The organism is Lysinibacillus sp. fkY74-1 (assembly GCF_053165895.1).
Window position 1 is genome coordinate 4,467,278 of the sequence record NZ_CP170173.1, and the last position, 16,908, is coordinate 4,484,185.

15 protein-coding genes are annotated in these 16,908 nt (G+C 37.1%); 4 read left to right on the top strand and 11 right to left on the bottom strand.

Annotation, left to right across the window (positions count from 1 at the left end):
* Nucleotides 1-67 precede the first annotated feature (67 nt).
* On the bottom strand, nt 68-1,486 hold the full coding sequence (locus ACE1MS_RS22215; protein ID WP_036217770.1) for a sensor histidine kinase: 1,419 nt from the start codon (nt 1,484-1,486) through the stop codon (nt 68-70).
* Nucleotides 1,470-2,156, bottom strand: coding sequence for a response regulator transcription factor (locus ACE1MS_RS22220; protein ID WP_036165088.1), 687 nt, complete (start codon nt 2,154-2,156; stop codon nt 1,470-1,472). Before ACE1MS_RS22220 ends, ACE1MS_RS22215 begins: the two co-directional genes overlap by 17 nt.
* Nucleotides 2,157-2,371: 215 nt before the next feature.
* Here ACE1MS_RS22220 and ACE1MS_RS22225 point away from each other — a divergent pair, with 215 nt between their 5' ends.
* Nucleotides 2,372-2,707 (top strand): heme oxygenase, encoded by a 336-nt coding sequence (locus tag ACE1MS_RS22225; RefSeq protein ID WP_012296118.1) that lies wholly within the window; start codon nt 2,372-2,374, stop codon nt 2,705-2,707.
* Between the two features lie 148 nt (nt 2,708-2,855).
* Here the strand turns inward: ACE1MS_RS22225 and ACE1MS_RS22230 are convergent, their stop codons facing one another.
* Nucleotides 2,856-3,875: a YeiH family protein gene (locus ACE1MS_RS22230; RefSeq protein ID WP_289450043.1), complete on the bottom strand. Its 1,020-nt coding sequence runs from the start codon at nt 3,873-3,875 to the stop codon at nt 2,856-2,858.
* A gap of 113 nt (nt 3,876-3,988) precedes the next feature.
* Between ACE1MS_RS22230 and ACE1MS_RS22235 the strand changes: the two genes are divergently transcribed.
* Nucleotides 3,989-4,870, top strand: a complete 882-nt coding sequence (locus tag ACE1MS_RS22235) for a LysR family transcriptional regulator (protein WP_031416752.1) — start codon at nt 3,989-3,991, stop codon at nt 4,868-4,870.
* A gap of 15 nt (nt 4,871-4,885) precedes the next feature.
* On the opposite strand, the gene ACE1MS_RS22240 is transcribed toward ACE1MS_RS22235, so the two are convergent.
* Nucleotides 4,886-5,803 carry a LysR family transcriptional regulator gene (locus ACE1MS_RS22240; protein WP_332292047.1) on the bottom strand — a complete coding sequence of 306 codons (918 nt, stop codon included), beginning with the start codon at nt 5,801-5,803 and terminating at the stop codon, nt 4,886-4,888.
* A 113-nt stretch (nt 5,804-5,916) separates the two neighbouring features.
* Between ACE1MS_RS22240 and ACE1MS_RS22245 the strand changes: the two genes are divergently transcribed.
* On the top strand, nt 5,917-7,107 hold the full coding sequence (locus tag ACE1MS_RS22245) for a coenzyme F420-0:L-glutamate ligase (protein WP_012296122.1): 1,191 nt from the start codon (nt 5,917-5,919) through the stop codon (nt 7,105-7,107).
* A gap of 187 nt (nt 7,108-7,294) precedes the next feature.
* Here the strand turns inward: ACE1MS_RS22245 and ACE1MS_RS22250 are convergent, their stop codons facing one another.
* From ACE1MS_RS22250 to ACE1MS_RS22265, 4 genes are all read right to left on the bottom strand, one after another.
* Nucleotides 7,295-7,930: an RNA ligase family protein gene (locus tag ACE1MS_RS22250; protein WP_332292049.1), complete on the bottom strand. Its 636-nt coding sequence runs from the start codon at nt 7,928-7,930 to the stop codon at nt 7,295-7,297.
* A 23-nt stretch (nt 7,931-7,953) separates the two neighbouring features.
* Nucleotides 7,954-8,910, bottom strand: coding sequence for an AAA family ATPase (locus tag ACE1MS_RS22255; protein WP_197223666.1), 957 nt, complete (start codon nt 8,908-8,910; stop codon nt 7,954-7,956).
* A gap of 156 nt (nt 8,911-9,066) precedes the next feature.
* The gene (locus ACE1MS_RS22260; protein ID WP_332292052.1) at nt 9,067-10,236 is read right to left on the bottom strand and encodes a M20 metallopeptidase family protein; all 1,170 of its coding nucleotides are present in this window, start codon (nt 10,234-10,236) and stop codon (nt 9,067-9,069) included.
* 31 nt (nt 10,237-10,267) lie between these two features.
* The gene (locus tag ACE1MS_RS22265; RefSeq protein ID WP_012296126.1) at nt 10,268-11,680 is read right to left on the bottom strand and encodes a YfcC family protein; all 1,413 of its coding nucleotides are present in this window, start codon (nt 11,678-11,680) and stop codon (nt 10,268-10,270) included.
* Nucleotides 11,681-12,259: 579 nt separating this feature from the next.
* Between ACE1MS_RS22265 and helD the strand changes: the two genes are divergently transcribed.
* Nucleotides 12,260-14,566 carry an RNA polymerase recycling motor HelD gene (helD, locus tag ACE1MS_RS22270; protein WP_200990766.1) on the top strand — a complete coding sequence of 769 codons (2,307 nt, stop codon included), beginning with the start codon at nt 12,260-12,262 and terminating at the stop codon, nt 14,564-14,566.
* Nucleotides 14,567-14,684: 118 nt separating this feature from the next.
* Here the strand turns inward: helD and ACE1MS_RS22275 are convergent, their stop codons facing one another.
* The 3 genes from ACE1MS_RS22275 to ACE1MS_RS22285 are packed head-to-tail and all read right to left on the bottom strand — an operon-like array spanning nt 14,685 to nt 16,875.
* Nucleotides 14,685-15,440 (bottom strand): amino acid ABC transporter ATP-binding protein, encoded by a 756-nt coding sequence (locus ACE1MS_RS22275; protein WP_012296129.1) that lies wholly within the window; start codon nt 15,438-15,440, stop codon nt 14,685-14,687.
* A gap of 13 nt (nt 15,441-15,453) precedes the next feature.
* Complete coding sequence (locus ACE1MS_RS22280) at nt 15,454-16,155, bottom strand: amino acid ABC transporter permease (RefSeq protein ID WP_012296130.1); 702 nt, start codon at nt 16,153-16,155, stop codon at nt 15,454-15,456.
* Nucleotides 16,156-16,167: 12 nt separating this feature from the next.
* Nucleotides 16,168-16,875, bottom strand: coding sequence for an amino acid ABC transporter permease (locus tag ACE1MS_RS22285; RefSeq protein WP_036165095.1), 708 nt, complete (start codon nt 16,873-16,875; stop codon nt 16,168-16,170).
* Nucleotides 16,876-16,908 lie beyond the last annotated feature (33 nt).

Below are 16,908 nucleotides of genomic sequence, written 5' to 3' on the forward strand. Positions count from 1 at the left end.
ACTGATATTTTACAAATCATTTCTGGCCTTTTGTTTCCATGAAGCCCATAAAAAAGCTACCACGCCTTTACGACGTAGTAGCTTTTTGCAATAGTAATTCAAAGGAAGTTCCTGTGGCATGACTTTCGATTAGTTTTAAGTCACCACCAATAGATTGTGCCATCATTTTACTAAGAGGTAATCCAAGACCTAACCCTCGAATCGCATATTTTTTATTCTCTCCTCTATAAAAACGCTCAAATATAAATGCCTGATCCTCTACAGGAATACCTCGCCCTGTATCCTTTACAATAATTGAGACCGTATCCCCTTGCTCTTTAAGTGTTAGCGTTACAAATCCTATATCCATCGACTGTTTCGCATTGGTTAATAAGTTTGTCATAATTTGCTGAATACGGACAATATCTACCTGTACATGGATGGCAGGATCAACTAGGTGCAAGCTTACATGAACACTGTCATCTTCCTGCATTACTTCCCACTGTGCGACCACCTCCCGCAGAAGTTGATTGACATCTACAGGCTCAAGCTTCACCGGAATCGCATCTACTGCAAAGTGGTTAAAAGCAAGTAAATCACCGACCATTGTTTTCATTTTTGTTGTTTCGATCACAGCCATATTTATAAATTCCATTGCATCTTGTCCTGTTACAACGCCATCCTTTACAGCTTGTAATAGCCCACTTATAGAAGTGACGGGTGTTTTCAGTTCATGGGTGACGCCTGCCAACAATTCTGTTCTGGTTTTCTCCAGTTGTTCAAGTTTTTGAGCCATATCTTCAAAGGAAGTTACAAGCTCATATACCTCTTTTTCCTTACAATCCTGAGGTAAATCGACTGAATAGCTACCCTCCTGCACTTGTTTTGCTGCTGCTGCTACTTGTTTTATGGGACGTGCTAAACGTTTGGACAAAAAATAGATAGCAACCCAGCCTAACAAAGCCAAAGTCCCAATCAGAATAGCAAGCTGACCATAGGCTTGATTCACTCTTGTTAAATTTTCTTTCTTCTCCACTACTAGCACCCAGCCAATTAGCTCCTGACTATTTTCTATTTTTCTTTTGACCACATATTGAACAGGCTCTAATCCTATCGTTAATTCCTTTGTACCTTCTTCACCATCTAACATACTCTCTACATTTTTAGCACTGCCTGGTGGTACAGGGCGGTTACTTGTTATGATACTGCCCTTTGTATCGACTACATACAGGATAGGATCGATTTCTCTCATAGTAAAACGTTCCCGATCCCCAATGAAACCAGGAATACCGTTAAACGGCCAATTATTGAGCCCCGAATTATCGGTTAAACGATAGACCGTCTCGTCCGCTAAAAACTCCATCATCTCTAGTCGATTTTCAAACGTCGTATGGCGAATCCAAGCTGCCGAAATCAAGGAAATTATAGCTAAACCTATAAATAGTGTAAGTAAGTAACGGCTTGTCCAATATTGAAGTAAAGATATTCTTTTATTTCTTTTGAACACTCAGCTGATACCCCAATCCACGTAGTGTCTTTATTTCGCCCTCTGCTTCATCCCATTCCATCAACGCTTTACGAATCCGTTTCACTGCTAAGTCTACCGCTCGATCACTTCCGTCATACTCCCAGCCCCAAACATGATCAATGAGCTGATCACGCGTAAATGTTTGGTTCGGATGGTCAGCTAAAAATAAAAGCACCGATAAATCTCTAGGCGTTAATAGTATTTCCTTCCCTCTTAGAAACACTCTATGTGCCTTCCTATCAATTTCGAGAGAACCGTAACGCTTTAAAGAGGATGAATCGGTGCTTCCTTCAGCCCGTCTTAAAACGGCCTTCACTCTCGCAACAACTTCATCTGCAATAAAGGGCTTTGGAATATAATCGTCTGCCCCTTGGTCAAATCCTTCTAAACGGTAATTAACCTCGCCTAAAGCGGTTAACATTATAATGGGACAAGCACTGAATTCTCTAATTTCCTTTAAAATAATCCAACCATTTTTCTCAGGCAGCATAATATCTAGTAACACTAAATCTGGTTGAGTCTCAATAAATTTATCTAAAGCCTCACCACCACTAAAGCACTGTGTTACACCATAGCCGACCTTTTTTAAATAAACGTTTAACACCTGGCTAATTGCATATTCGTCTTCTATTACTAATATATGCGCCATTTTTGTTCACCTCGATACTACTAGCTCTTATAATGATTATAGCACCGGATTATGTCAGTTAAATGTCAGCATCTATGAAGAAGTTTACTTACGATGAAAATATAAAGAGGACTTCTATTGACAATGTCTTCCTAAGCCACTTATCATTGATTGCGAATGATAATCAGTGATAATTCATTCAAAAACCTAGTAAATGAAAATAAGGGGGGAAAAGCATGATTATTGTTACAAATCGCATTCAAGTGAAACCAGGTTTTGCAGCAAGAATGGCTCCAAACTTTACAAAACCAGGTCCTTTACAACAATTTGAAGGCTTCCATAAAGTAGAGGTATTAATTTCAACGGATGATCCTACTTATGACGAAATGAGTGTTAATATGTATTGGGAATCCAAGGAGCATTTCCAGGCATGGCGCAATAGCGATGCCTTTGCTGCAGCCCATCACCGTCCAAGTTCAGGCTCTGAAGGGGAAAAAACGGATAGCCCGATTATCGGCAGCAAAATAGTAGTTGCTGAATTAGCATCTTCCATTGAAGCTTTACGTTCATAATCACACTAAATATTTATACATGATCTTCTGATTCTATCTAAAAAGCCCTGCATGCTGACATACGATGCAGGGTCTTTTTCATGAAGATAGTTTGTACAACATCCTTTAAAAATGGATTAGTTATATGGCAGTGCAATATTTTTCAACATCATAATAAGAAAATAACAAGTATATAGCCTAATATAGATAGACAAACTGAGCCAATTAAACCAGCAACAAATGCCTTTACTCCAAGCTCCTTAAAGGTTTTAATCTCAACATTTAATCCAAGACCAGCCATCGCCATAGCAATTAAGATATAGGCAATATTTACAAGGGCTTGCGCCACATTAGCTGGTATAATACCTAATGAATTAATTGCACTCATTGCTAAGAATCCTAATATAAACCAAGGTATGATTGACAATGAAAATGTTTTTTTCTCTTCTCCTTTAGCCTTTCTTCGATAGAAAATGCCGATTATAATGGCAACTGGAACTAGCAGTGCGACACGAGTTAACTTTACAATGACCGCTATATCAATAGCTTCATTTCCACCAGCAGATGCCGCAGCAATAACATGAGCTATTTCATGTAAGGTACCACCCGCGAAAATGCCATACTCTGTTGGCGTTAAGTTCATAACAGAATAAAGTACTGTATAAACAAGTGTAAATACGGTTCCCAATAGCGCAACAATGGCTGCCCCCACAGCAGTTTCTTTTTCATTTGCTTTAATTTGAGGTGCGATTGCCACGACAGCTGCAGCTCCACAAATGGCAGTGCCGCAAGCCGTTAGTATCCCTAGCTTTTGATCTACGTGAAATATTTTTGTTAGACCATACACTACGATTAATGCAAATAATAAATTAATGACTGCAATGAAAAAAACATTTGCTCCAGCGTGATAAATATCAGCTAAATTTAAACGCATCCCCAATAAAATAATGCCGAATCGTAATAGCTTCTTACTGGAAAATGCAATTCCAACTTGCCAGGAATCCTGTACTTTAAATGCTGCTCGCCAAGCCATCCCTAATATAATAGCAATGACCAATTGTCCTAATATTGAAAAGAAAGGAAAAGTAGCAATATATTTAGCAACTAAGGCAAGAAGGAGTGTTAGTAATATTCCCTTCAGAAAGTTTGATTGAAGTGCGTATTTCCCTTTGTTCTGTCCATTAACCATGATGTTCACTTCTTTCTCCTTTGTTGAGTACTACTTTATTAAAAAGTACACTATTAGTAAAATACATATATATAATTGTTACTATTAAAATTTCTAATTATAGAGGTGTAAATATGCAATATGAGGCTTTAAAAACGTTCATCACACTGGTAGAGGTCAATAATTTTACAAAAGCATCAGAAATACTTCATATTTCACAGCCAAGTGTCAGCTTACACATTAAAAACCTTGAACAGGAATTACAAACTACTTTATTTATTCGATCGCCAAAATCTGTACAAATTACACCAACTGGTGAAATTCTCTATAAACGGGCTAAGCAGATTATGGCGATAACTGAGGCTGCTAAGGAAGACATTGCAGCCTATCATCAAGAAGTACAAGGGACACTTGTCATAGGTGCCAGTTTTACTATAGGAGAATACATACTGCCTCCTATTATCGCTAGCTTGCAACAACGCTTCCCACAACTTGAGCTTCAAATTATTATTGGTAATACGAAAGAAATCATTCAATATACAAAATTATTGCAAGTTGATATTGGCCTGATAGAAGGACAGGCTCATGACAATGAACTTTTAATAAAGCCATTTATGCAGGATGAGTTATTTATTGTCAGTGCTAGCAATCATCCTCTAACAAAGCAACAGCCCATTACTGCAGACAATCTTCAACAGCAAAGCTGGGTTGCGCGTGAGGAAGGCTCTGGCACGCGTTATTATTTAGATCATTTATTTAGAGCCAATGGTTTACAGATTCAATCATTGTTAACTATTAGTAGTAATCAGGGAGTTAAAGAAAGCGTTATGCAAGGACTTGGGCTTTCCTTACTGTCTGCGTGTGTCATTGAGCGTGAGTTAAAAAATGGCGATATGGCGATTCTGACCCTTGAAGAACAGCATTTTATGCGGACATTTTCTTATCTTTGTTCGCCAACTATGAAAAATAAGCGGAATGTTGATATATTAATTGAGGTATTATCAAAAAAAGCTTAGTGACGCTTCCCGTCGCTAAGCTTTTTTGATGCTTCTTCTAGTATTAAAACGTTTATGTTCAATGATTTCGACAAATTTGGTCGCCGCTCTAGAAAGGGGTACTGTCTTTAAAAAGCACATCCCTATACTCCTGGGTGGAATATTTCCATTTAAAGATAATTCGTATAGAAGTCCTCTGTGTAGATAATCCTTCGAAAACTCCTTTGTAACACATGCGATTCCTAAATTACTACGGGCAAATTCTAATACAAGATCATGTGAACCTAACTCAAACTCAGGTTCAATATGGACCCCTCGTGATAATAAAAAATCCTCTACATATTTTCGTGAATTCGATTTTTTCTCTAGGAAAATAAGCGGGAATTTTAACAGATCCTCATAGTTTAAACTTTTAGAAGCCAGTGTCTTATATTTCTCGCCACAGACAAAAATATCTTGAATATCCGTACATACCGTTAACTGTAATGTCGAGTCCTCTATGGGAAAATTACAAAAACCAATGTCCACCTCACCCGATTTAATAAAATTGCAAATTTCAGTGGTAGTACCATTTAACATTTCCAACTTAATATTCGGGTACATCGTATGGAATGCTTCTAAATAAGGCATAAGGAAAAAACGTGAAATCGTATCTCCTACGCCAATCTTTAGTTGCCCGGTTGTTAAATTTTTAAATTCTAATAACTTTTCTTCACCCGCATCTAAAAGTCCTAAAGCCGAATTCGTATATTCAAATAGCAGACTGCCCTCTGTTGTCAAAGTTACACCCTTAGGCGTTCGATTAAAAAGACGTGTACCCAGCTCTTTTTCCAGTTGCATCATAGCTTGGCTAACAGCAGGCTGAGTCATATATAAAACCTTGGCTGCTCTTGAAAAGCTATTATTTTTAGCTACAACACTAAAAACACGGTATAAATCTAATTTCCCTATCATATAAGCACCCCTTATAGCTAGTATATGAACTATTAATTTTACTTATATCATGAGTGAGGCGTATAGTAAAATCATATGGATTTTACATCAAAGTTAAATGAGGAGAGATTAAGTTGGAACGTGTAATCGGTACAGTTGTAAGAGGTCTTCGTGGTCCTATTATTAACGAAGGCGATCATATTGAACAAATTGTTGTAGATACGGTGTTAAATGCTGCGAAAATAGAGGGTTACACTATTGAAGATCGAGATATTGTGACCGTAACTGAGTCAGTAGTAGCACGTGCACAAGGGAACTACGCAACAATTGATGATATCGCTGTGGACGTAGCAGCGAAATTCGGCAATGATACTGTAGGAGTTATTTTCCCTATTTTAAGTCGAAATCGTTTTGCTAACTGCTTACGAGGTATTGCTAAAGGCGTTAAAAAGGTTGTCTTAATGCTAAGCTACCCATCTGATGAAGTTGGCAATCATCTTGTCGATATCGATGAGTTAGATGTAAAAGGCATTAATCCTTGGACAGATACATTAAATGAAGTGGAATTCCGTGAGCATTTCGGCTTTAAAAAGCACACATTTACTGGTGTAGATTATATTGAATACTATAAAGAGTTAATTGAAGCAGAAGGGGCTACATGTGAGGTCATCTTCTCCAATAATCCAAAAACCATTTTAGACTATACAAAGAGTGTCCTAACATGTGATATTCACTCACGTTTCCGCACAAAGCGCATTTTAACAGCAAACGGTGCTGAAAAAGTTTATAGCCTTGATAATATTTTAGCTGAATCCATCAATGGTTCTGGTTTCAATGCTGAATATGGTCTACTTGGCTCTAACAAGGCTACAGAAGATAGTATTAAGTTGTTCCCACATACTTGCCAGCCGATTGTTGACGGTATCCAAGCTAAAATCAAAGAAGCTACAGGAAAAACTGTAGAAGTTATGATTTACGGAGATGGTGCATTCAAAGATCCTGTGGGTAAGATTTGGGAGTTAGCAGATCCTGTTGTTTCTCCAGCCTTCACAGCCGGATTAAACGGAACTCCTAACGAGGTTAAATTAAAATATTTAGCAGACAATGACTTTGCTGATCTTCGAGGAGAAGAGTTAAAAGCTGCTATTTCTGAATATATTCAAAATAAAGATGAAGATTTAACAGGTCAAATGGCTGCACAAGGAACAACACCTCGCCGCTTAACTGACCTTATCGGCTCCCTATCTGATTTAACATCAGGTTCAGGAGACAAAGGAACGCCTATGATTTACATTCAAGGCTATTTCGATAATTACACTAAATAATACAAAAGAACTCTCGTACTAGTGACGAGAGTTCTTTTTTGGATGGAGGATGACAGGGATCGAACCTGTAATCCCTAGATGAAAGGGATATGCAGCCTAGCAACTTCCTCATAAAATACTATGGTTGATTGATTCTATGAAGTATTACATTTTTCTCAGTCCTTTTCATAAATGAATGAAATTACTTTTATTTTAAACGGTTAGGTATTACTTTTTCTTGTAGCCAGTGTTCACTTGTTTGAACATGGTGAGGTCTCACAAATTTGCCCAAATTATACTGAAAATCATCATAATGAAAGGATTCGGCATTTCGAATGACATAACCCTCTTGTTCACCATCAAACATTGATTTCCCAGTAAACAATCGTTTTATTTTATTCTCGTCGAAAATCCCTCTGTATAAAACAGGCACCGTTTCAACACCTAATTTTTCCGCAAAGGCAACCGTCTCATCCCAACTTAAACAAATATTATCTTCATTCCAAATACTAAATAAATAAAAATAACTTGTTAGTGCCTGATAATATATAGAATGCTTAGCATACATATTTTCTCCACATAGTCGCCAACTATCTGGGATCTGATAAGAAAAACTAGCATGGAATGTTTTAACCCAATGTCTAGAAGGATGGTTAGCTGAATGGATGCTTCTAGCATGCATATAGTCCTTGTACAGCGTTGTTCCTTCTCCATCTAGCTTTTCAGTGACAACAACCTCTTTCCCAATAAAATGATTCACATTTTTAGCAACCTTGTCATCATGGGTATAGCCTCTGCTCCATGGTAAATGAAAGCTTCTTGGGTATTTCATTAATTTCGTCATATTTACACTCCTTTCTCTATTGTTTATTTCGCAAACTGGTCAGCCTCACGGAAAAAGTAAAGCCTTGTTAATAAATCCCCATCTAATAAATGATATATTTCACTTCCCCCTCTATCGCCACCATACTGGATTAGCATATGAAATTGAACTAAATAGACGACCTTTAATACAAAATCCACTTCAAAGCCCAATTCTAATAAAAAATGACAAACGATTTGTGCTGATACGTTTTCATGACCATAATAGCCATATCGTTGTTGCAGCGGCTTATATTTTTTACAAAATGGTTTACCAACATCATGGAATAATGCTGCTATTTGTAATGCCAGCTTATCACTTTCCGAATAGTATTCATTGATATAGGAAAAGACAAAATAAGTATGCTGACATAATAGAAATTGGTGATGTGGATTTTCTTGATTGAATTGATAAATCTCTTTAAAAAGTGGAATTACTCGAAGTGTTTGAAAAAGCTCCTCATAATTGGGCTCACGTTGAATAAGCGAAATAAATTGTTGTCGGGAAATTGCATAGGGGCTTGATTCATGTACGATATGCACTTCATCAAATCCTTCTCCCACCGTCGGAAATTCTAAATGCTTGCTTATTTTCTCCATCACCACTAACGGTACATTTCTCTTTCGTTGTTGGTTTCTAGCTACACATATGGAGTAGGGGGTGTCAAAATAATAGCATTCCTTCCTAACCGAGGTTGGCAATTTACGTAGTGCAAATATCCTCCGTTCCCGTTCAATATTGGTAGCATCTACAATGACCGTATAACCCTTTGCCACAAGGTCATTAAGACGCTCATATAGTGTACGAAAAACCTGACGTGATTTCTGTTTTGTTGCGTCACCAAATAGCTCCTGACGTATAGCATCACTCGAAAGGACAACGGCATTTTCTTTTTTTGCTAGCTGCTTCACAAATGTGCTTTTTCCACTTCCAGGTAATCCAACTGTGAAAATTACCTTCATCTCTTTTTCACCTCCCTTCAAGTTTCTATATCGTATAAGATAAACAATCCTTTAGTGCTTTTCAATACATCCTTATAAGCATTTTAAAAGGCATGAGTCATGTACTATACCGCACTCATGCCTTTTAAACAAATTATTTTTAGCTTACTTTTCCCTTTATGGACATAGTGTTCGTGCAATATTTTCAAAGTAACGAACACCATACATAAGAGCTTCTTCATCAATTTTAAAACGAGGATGGTGTAATGGGTACGCATCTCCAAACTCTACGTTATGTACCCCTATAAATTGCATCGATGAAGGAACAACTTCTGAAAAATCGGCGAAATCCTCTGTTCCAAACATTGGTCCAGATAATTCCTTCACACCTGTATCTCCAACTATTTCTCCAGCTATACGGCGGGATAATGCTGTTAATTCTGTATCATTTGTTACAGAGGGACACCCTAGCTCCCATGTAATTTCAACCTTTGCACCATGCATAGAAGCGATACTTGTAGCGATCTTTTCTAAATGTTTTCGCGCATCTACACGAATCGTAGGATCTAGTGAACGAATCGTTCCACCTAGCTCTGCTGTATCTGCAATAATATTTAATGCCGTTCCACAATGAAATTTTGCCACCGTTAAAACAGGCGCATGTGTACTCGGTACTTTACGTGACACAATGGTTTGCAGAGCTACAACTATTTCAGAACCAATAAGTAAAGGATCTATAGCGACCTCAGGTGTAGAAGCATGGCCACCCCTACCGTAGATTTTAATTTCAAAATCATCTGCTGCTGCAGTAAATTTACCGTCTTTCATAGCAAATTGTCCTACCTCATAATCAGGGCTCACATGTAGTGCAAAGGCATAATCGACATGTTCTACAATTCCTAGGGCTACTAGTTGAGCAGCTCCTCCAGGCGTCACCTCTTCAGCATGCTGAAAAACAAAACGAATTTCTCCACAAAAATCAGTCCCACGCTCAGCCAATGCTTTTGCTGCACCAAGGAGCATCGCTGGATGGGCATCATGGCCACACGCATGCATGACTCCCGGATTGGTTGATTTAAAAAATAAATCCGTTTCTTCTTCAATCGGCAATGCATCAATATCAGCTCGTAGTAAAATGGTATGCCCCTTATTATCCTTTTTCGTACCCTTTAAAAATGCACAGACACTCGTCTCTGTTAAACGCTTCACCTCTAAATGTGGAAACGTTACTAGTTGATTATAAATATATTGGGCTGTCCCATGCTCCTGATGTGATAATTCTGGATACATATGCAAATGACGACGCCATTTAATTACTTGTTGTTTTAAATCCACTGCTTCTATCAATCTAATCACTCCTACTATATAATTTATATGATTAAAATGGTCCATAGTTTATGAGATGTGCAATAACTAATAAGATAATTGCTAAGCTTGTCTGTATAAGGAAATAAGGAAATACCCATCTGACCCATTTTGAAAATGGGATACCCGCTATTGCTAATCCTGCTAATAAAACCCCACTCGTTGGAATAACCATATTGGAAATACCATCACCAAATTGGAAAGCCAGTACAGCTGTCTGCCTAGTTACACCAATTAAGTCTGCTAAAGGTGTCATGATTGGCATTGTTAACGCCGCTTGTCCACTTCCAGAAGGCACTAAGAAATTCAAGCAGAGCTGAAGTAAAAACATCCCTACTGCATTTATAGAAGCTGGTAGAACACTTACTGCATTAGAAACAAAATGCAGAATAGTATCAATTAACCCTCCATTCGTCGTAATCACTAAAATGGTTTGGGCAAATCCGATGATTAAAGCCCCTTCTACCATATCTCGGGCGCCAGTAATAAATCCTTCAGCCATTTTATTCGGTCCAATCTTACATATAATAGACATAATAATACTGCTTAGTAGAAAAATTCCGCCAATTTCACTTATATACCATTGGAATTTTATTACCCCTACAATTAGTGCAACAAAATTACCTAGTAGTACGAATAATGCTAGTAAATGTCGTGTACTTATCTTAAAGTCCAAATCTATTTTTATACTTTCCTCCGGATTAAACTTGCCATAAATCCCTTGGGATGGATCAACTTTTACTTTTTTTGCATGTTTATATATAAAAAGGACTGTCAACATATAAAATACAACAAACACGACTATTCGATAGGACATCCCTGAATACATCGGAAGCTCGGCAATCGTTTGAGCAACACCAATGTTAAAAGGGTTTGTAATGCCCGATGTAAAGCCTGTTGCTAGTGTACCGAGCATGACAATCGCAAAACCTGTCATCGCATCCATCCCTAGCGCCATCGTTAAAGGGATAATAATGGCTATATATACAAGCGTATCCTCCGCAGAGCCAATTAATGTTCCTAAACTTGCAAATATTAATACGAGAATAGGGATTAATACGTACTCTTTCTTCCCAAACTTAGAAGCCATTACTTTAATAAACGAATCAATAGCACCAGTTTTTTGCATGATCCCTAAAGCTCCACCAAATAAAAAGACGAACAAAATAATAGGAGCCCCTTCAAGCATCCCCAAATGCACACTATTAAATATTTCTAGAAAACCAACGGGATTTGAGCTTATATATTGAAAGGACTCAGGATCAACAACCATTCTCCCATTACTCTCAACTCTTTCATACTGTCCTGCCGGTAAAATATAGGTCAATAACGACATAACCAAAATAATAATAAACATTAATACAAATGCATTAATTCCCTTTATACGTGGTTCATCTTCTTTTTTTTCTTGATGCAGGTTTACCATAACTGTCTCCCCCTACTATTTATTATTCTTTGAACCGAGACATAGACAACGTAGCAATTAAGCAAGGGTTTATACACCCATCATTTTCCGTTTAACGGAAACACGTTCCGAATAACGGAAACTTTATACACAAGAATAAAAAATAGAATACAAAATGTCAATATATTTTGATAATTCAAATAAATATATTTTGATGAATAGGAAACATAATTAATAATCATTTCTTTAAAAGGAGGAATAATTGGGGACTTTTCTACATATAAAAAAGACTGCTCCACCTTTTCGTAGAGCAGTCTATGCATATCAATATTTTATCAACTTATACCATTATTGTATCACAAATTTACAAAAATTACTAGACTATACTTCTTACTGAAGTAGATGTATGATAAATTTCCTGATTCAATCACCATACCAAATCTCCTTGAGATAATTACATTGGAAGAATTTTCTATTTATTCAAAGAATCAGTGTTCAACCATTGAAAAGGAATCACAATTACCTACATCCCACCATCTATATAGGTAAGGGTTCATGCCGAACGAAAATAAAAACTATGGAAAGGAATGTGAGTAAACGTTGGAAAATCAAAATGAATGGATTGAAGAAAAGCAGCACCTTGAGCATTGTTTAACTATCATTGATGACAAAATGAAGGAATTACTGCTTAAAGAAAAAGGGTTTAAAGAAAATGCTGTCTCCATCAAAAAAACTTTCTGGAACGATGTCAGAGTCAATTTAGATACTGCTGAGGATGTTGATGAAACCTTTTTTGCCATTAAGCAACAAGTAGAGCTTCTTTCAGATTCAGAACTTGCACAGCAAAGGGCGATTCGAAATGCGAAGGTTTATGAACGTTTACAGCAGTCACCCTATTTTGCACGAATTGATTTTTTACAAAGCGAGCATTCTGAACCTCTAAAAATTTATATAGGTGTTGCCACACTTTTGGATGAGCTAGATGAAAACATCATCATTTATGACTGGCGTGCACCCATTTCTAGTATGTATTATGATTGCACACCTGGTGAGGCTTCCTACGAAACTACGACGGAAAACATTCACGGAGAGATGCTACTTAAACGGCAATTTATTATTAAAAACGGACAGCTACAATCGATGTTTAATACAGGTCTTACCATTGGTGATGACTTATTGCTTGATATCCTTGCACAAAATGCAAACGAGCATATTCGCAGTATCGTTGCAACTATTCAAGCCGAACAAAATAAAATTATTCGCCATATCCACTCACGTTACCTCATAGTAGAGGGTGTTGCAGGAAGTGGTAAAACGGCCGTTGCTCTCCAACGGGTTGCTTATTTATTATACCGATATCGTAATGAAATGACGGCAGATCAAATTCTACTGATTACACCTAATCAGCTTTTTAATCAATATGTTCACACTGTGTTACCTGATTTAGGTGAAGATAATATGCAACAACTAACATTTATTGAGTATGCTGAAAAGCGTTTAGGTCGTCAATTCCAATTAGAATATCCTTATGAGCAACTGGAAGATCTTTTAACAGAAAAAGATGAGGCACAATATTTAACAAAATTAAATAGTATATCTTTTAAAGCCAGCCTGACTTACAAACAATTGATCGACCAATATGTAAGCTATTTGTCAAACAAAGGCTTATTATTTAAAAATATTGTTTTTCGTGGGGAACGAATTATTACTGCACAGGAAATTACGGAATACTTTTATTCTTTCCCATCCTCCATGTCGATACCAAATCGCCTACAATTAGTGAAGGAATGGTTATTACAGCAATTAACCAAAATTGAAAGAACTGAACGTATGAAGGATTGGGTAGAAGAAGCTACTGAGCTATTAGAAAAGGAAGACTACTCCAAGTCTTACAGTGAGCTCTTATATGAGGGACGCTATACAGAAAACTCATTTGATGATTTTGATCATGAACGCAAAAAATTAGCGAGACAAATTGTAAAAAAGCATTTTAAACCATTACGAAACTCTGTCAATCAATTAAGATTCGTCCATATATTAGGTACCTATCGTCAACTCTTTGATATGTCTAATACTCTCTATCAAGAATTTCAGCGGCTTGTGCCAGACAATTGGGAGGACATCTGCCAAAACACTCTTCCTAATTTAGCAAAACGATGGATTTCTTATGAAGATGCAGCTCCATTTTTATATTTACAGGATAAAATTGAAGGACAGCAGACAAATACGACCATTCGCCATGTATTAATTGATGAAGCCCAAGATTATTCACCATTCCAACTAACTGTCTTACAGCAGTTATTCCCTAAAGCTCGTATGACCATTTTAGGCGATGGACATCAAACCATTCATCCGCATACTTTTGATAATCCTTCTCTGCTCGACCCTCAATTATATGGTGAGCATGCAGAAAAGATGATTTTAACAAAAAGCTATCGTTCGACAAAGCAAATCATTCGGCTCACGGCTAAAATTTTAAATGATGGTAGTGAAGTAGAGGCCTTTAACCGAAATGGGCTAGAACCTACGATTACAATTTTGCCAAATGAATTGGAGTTAAACCAACAGATTATCCAGAGCATTAACACGCTAGCTCATAAATTTGAAACAATTGCTGTTATTTGTAAAACCGCAGCGGAATGTTCTGCGGTTTTTGAACAATTAAGCAATCACGTTGATATTCAACTCATTACTCACAATACTAAGCAATTTAAAAAAGGGATATTATTACTCCCTGCCTATATGGCAAAGGGGATTGAATTTGATGCAGTTCTTATCTATAATGCATCCGCCGCCAACTATTCACGTGAAACAGAGCGTAATTATTTCTATACAGCCTGCACAAGAGCTATGCATGAGCTGCACATTTATTCTATTAACAAATTAACGTACTTCCTTCAATCATAGAAAGGTGTTTCATTATTGCTGAATAAACGAAGGGATTTCCATTCAGGTCTATATCTCCCGCTCTCAACCATCTCTTTGAGCATACATTGGAGCTGAGTCTGAATGGAAATTATCCTCGTTATATATAGAACGTATAGTCTTCTGGAATGACACGTTTTAAAAATCTCTTCGTCCGTTCCTCTTTCGGGCTAACAAAAATATCATGAGGGCTACCTTCCTCTACGACAACGCCTCCGTCCATGAAAATCACACGATTTGCTACATCTTTTGCAAAACCCATTTCATGTGTCACCACAAGCATTGTTGTCCCCTCAGCTGCAATATTTTTCATGACCTGTAGGACCTCACCGACTAATTCAGGGTCAAGTGCAGACGTTGGTTCATCGAATAAAATAATATCCGGATTCAACGCTACCGCCCGCGCAATCCCTACCCGTTGTTGCTGACCTCCGGATAACTGACTTGGATATGCGTCATATTTTTCAGATAAGCCTACTTTATCAAGAGCCTTTTTGCCAATTTCTACTGCCTCTGCCTTAGGAACTTTCCGTCCAATAATTAGTCCCTCTGTGACATTTTCTAATGCTGTTTTATTCGTGAAAAGATTATAATTTTGGAAAACAAATGCTACACGCTGGCGAATTGCATGTACGTCTTTTTTCTTTACATGTTGAAAATCCACTTCAATGTCTCCAAATGTCGCATGTCCTTGATCTGCTTTCTCTAAAAAATTGATACAACGTAATAATGTTGTTTTTCCTGAGCCACTAGGACCTAGAATAACGACTACATCACCTTGATCAATAGCTAAATCTACACCCTTTAGAATTTCATTTTCACCAAATGATTTATGAATATTTTTAATTTCTAACATCCTCATTCACCCCTTAGGCATTTGCCGCTTTATATTTGCTTAAATATTTTTCATATCGCTTGAACAAGTATTCGACGGTGCTACATAAAATTAAATACACAATAAAGATATCAAGATAGGCTTCCACGTAATTGTAGCCGACATTTGCAGCAACCTTTGCCTTCAGTGTGATTTCAGGTAAAGACATTGCGTACCCTAAGGAAGTTGCTTTAATCAAATTGACTGTCGCTGTACATATATTCGGTAGCGCAACAACTAATGCTTGAGGAATAATGATTCGGGTATACGCTTGGAATGTTGTCAAACCTATTGAATATGCTGCCTCCAGTTGTCCCTTTTCAATGGTACTTAACGCAGAACGAAATACTTCTATTAATATGGCTGTTGAACTAAATGCGAACACGATAAATGCATACCAGATTGGATTGATTTTATATATATCATACGTAATATGATATTTTTCAAAAATAACTTTTAGCATAAGCGGAATACTACTATAAATAATAAAAATTTGTATAATAATAGGTGTTCCTCTCACAAAAGATACATAAATTTTTGCTATATGATGTATAACTGGAATTTTATTTATCCTTGTTAACGCCAGCAAAAATCCTAGTGGCAGAGCAATGAGCAAAGCTACAACTGTGACAAGGAGTGCGATGGGAACACCTGATAATGCAACAAAAAATGTTTCAAATAAAAATTGATAATTCATGGTTACGCCTCCTTACGTTGTTTCTAAGGTCTTTTTACCCCTACCAAATAACTTTTCTAATATAGAAAATATTTTTTCAATAATAATAGATAGTACCCAATAAATAATAGCCAAGGCAATATAAATCTCTAAGGCATGAGCATTAATATTACTAGCTATAATTAAATTGGCCTTCCCCACAATATCAATTAATCCGATTGTATAGGCCAAGGCACCTTCCTGTAATAAAGCAATCATGCCATTTCCAAAGTTCGGTAATGCAACGACAAGCGCCTGTGGGAAAATGATTCTTCGGTAAGCTTGTATAGGTGTTAACCCTACACTAACAGCTGCTTCAAACTGCCCTTTTGGAATGGCTAAATAAGCCGATCGCATCACCTCTGACATAATTGCTGCAAATTGTAATGTGAATGTTACTACCACGAAAATAGCCGTTTCAATGGAATGGAGATTGAGACCAAAGTTTTCAGCTAATGCTGGTACACCATAATAAACAAGGAATAATAAAACAATGGATGGTGTACATCGCATAATTGTTGTATACAGGTTCGCTAATTTTCGTAATAGCTTAACAGAAGAGAGCTTAGCGGCTGCTAGTAATAAGCCAAATATTGTGCCTAAGACAATAGAGGACCCTGCAACTAAAAACGTGATTTTTAAAAACGGTAATAAGACGGGGATCGCGCTCCAAATATAGGTCGCGTCAAAGTATTTATCCATTTCCTCACCAACTTTTGTTTTATGAATAAAGAC